Origin of the sequence: Parabacteroides massiliensis (assembly GCF_900155425.1) — a bacterium.
GTDB lineage: Bacteria > Bacteroidota > Bacteroidia > Bacteroidales > Tannerellaceae > Parabacteroides > Parabacteroides massiliensis.
Map to the genome: position 1 here is coordinate 1 of NZ_LT700209.1, position 2096 is coordinate 2096.

A 2096-nucleotide genomic window follows, 5' to 3' on the forward strand; every position below is an offset into this window, starting at 1 on the left:
ATCATGACTAATGATTTTCCTCCTACAGTTTTAAATCTGACTATTTTCATAAATATTAGCTTCGTTAAATAGAACAAGCTTAAGGACAAAGTTATTATACTTTCAAATGAATAAAAATAGACTCCAGAGGTTGTGTCAAAATGCTGACACAGCCTTTTTTTATGCGCAAAGCCCAGACTTTCTCAAGCCCGGGCTTTGTTATTACCCAAAGTTTTCGTATCTTTAGGCATAAAGTTTTTCGTTATGGCAAAGTTACATTTTCGTCCTTACATTCCCAACCAAACCGTTCTTTTTCCACAAAGAATTGATGAAAACATAGCTGCGAACGACCCGGTTCGCATCGTGAATGCTGTTATTGACAACCTCAATCTTGAGAGTTTCAAGAAGCTTTATAAGGAAACGGGCCGTTGTCCTTATCATCCTAAAATGATGCTTAAGGTGATAATCTACGCCTACATGAATAATATCTATTCTTGCCGTAAAATAGAGAAGCACCTTCTTCGTGACATTCATTATATTTGGCTTGCCGGTAATGAGCATCCGGATTTTATCACGATCAACCGTTTTCGTAACCGTGTAAAGGAGGAAATAAATAATGTATTTACCCAGTTGGTTCTTGTCCTTGCCGATAAAGGCTTCATCAGCCTTGATGTGGAGTATATCGACGGTACTAAGATTGAATCCAAAGCCAACAAATATACTTTTGTCTGGCGCAAGACAGTCGAACGGAACCGTACGAGACTAATGGATAAAATCCGTATTCTCTTGGAGCAGGTGGATGAAACCATTGCACAGGAGAACTCTATAAAAGACACATCCGTGGAGTTTACTTCCTGCAAGCTCTCTGACATAGTGGATGAACTTAAAGAAGCCCTGGAACGCCAGCCTGCAACAAAGGATAAGGAAGAAAAGAAAGCCCTGCGCAAAAAGAAGAAGCAGGTCAGGGAACTTGAAGGGTATCGTGACAAGCTGATAGAATATGACAATCACCTTGATACCCTTGGAGAACGTAATTCCTATTCCAAGACCGATCCTGGTGCCACATTCATGCGCATGAAAGAAGATGCCATGAAGAACGGGCAGACCAAACCCGGATATAATCTGCAAATAGGTACTGAAAACCAATTTATCACAGACTTCCGTCTGTTTCCCAACCCTACCGATACACTGACCCTCATACCTTTTTTCCACTCTTTCCAGTACCGCTATAACCGTTTACCGAATATCTGCGTGGCAGACTCCGGTTACGGTTCGGAAGAAAATTACCGGTTCATGCAGGAGAATGGGATAGAAGCCTTCATCAAGTACAATTACTTCCATAAAGAACAGCGTCCCCGTTATACTCCCAACCCGTTCCATGCCGAAAGTCTCCATTACAATGAGGGGGAGGATTATTACGTTTGTCCTATGGGACAGCACATGAACCGTATAGGAACCAAACGTGACAAGACAGCGAGTGGATACATCACCGAAAGTGCCCGGTATAAAGCAAAAAGATGCGAAGGTTGCCCTTTGCGTGGCAGTTGTTTTAAAGCTCGGGGGAACCGTATTATAGAAGTCAACCACCGATTAAATCAATACAAACGGCAGGCACGGGAAAGATTGCTCTCAGAAGAAGGTATCAAGCATAGAGGCAGGAGGTGTATAGAACCAGAAGCGGTGTTTGGACAAATGAAATACAACATGGCATACAGAAGATTCCGGCATGTGGGAGAAGACAAGGTTACAATGGACTTTGCTTTCTTTGCTATAGCCTTTAATATCAAAAAAATGTGTGCTAAACTGATAAAAGAAGGAAAGGGGCTCATTACAGTTGCCAAATATATGTTTATGGGACTATTTATAACCCGATATAATTGGAATATAGCAACTTGTTGCCAAATGCATGAGGAAAAAGTAGCATAGCCAAAAGAAAATATAGCAGAACTTAAAATATAAATGAGGTTGTGCCAACGTTTTGACACAACCTCTTCTAAGGAACTTACAACCATTTATTTCTCACATAAATAAATTGAATCACAAATTTCAATAATTGCCTCAAATTAATACCATTAACATCTCTAAATTAGACATTATTATTAAGTAGAATAGGAGAT

The 2096-nt window shown here is 40.2% G+C and carries 1 protein-coding gene; it reads left to right on the forward strand.

The features are described from left to right. The first annotated feature begins 243 nt into the window (after nt 1–243). The gene (locus tag BQ9893_RS21000) at nt 244–1905 is read left to right on the forward strand and encodes an IS1182 family transposase (protein ID WP_075967841.1); all 1662 of its coding nucleotides are present in this window, start codon (nt 244–246) and stop codon (nt 1903–1905) included. Nucleotides 1906–2096 lie beyond the last annotated feature (191 nt).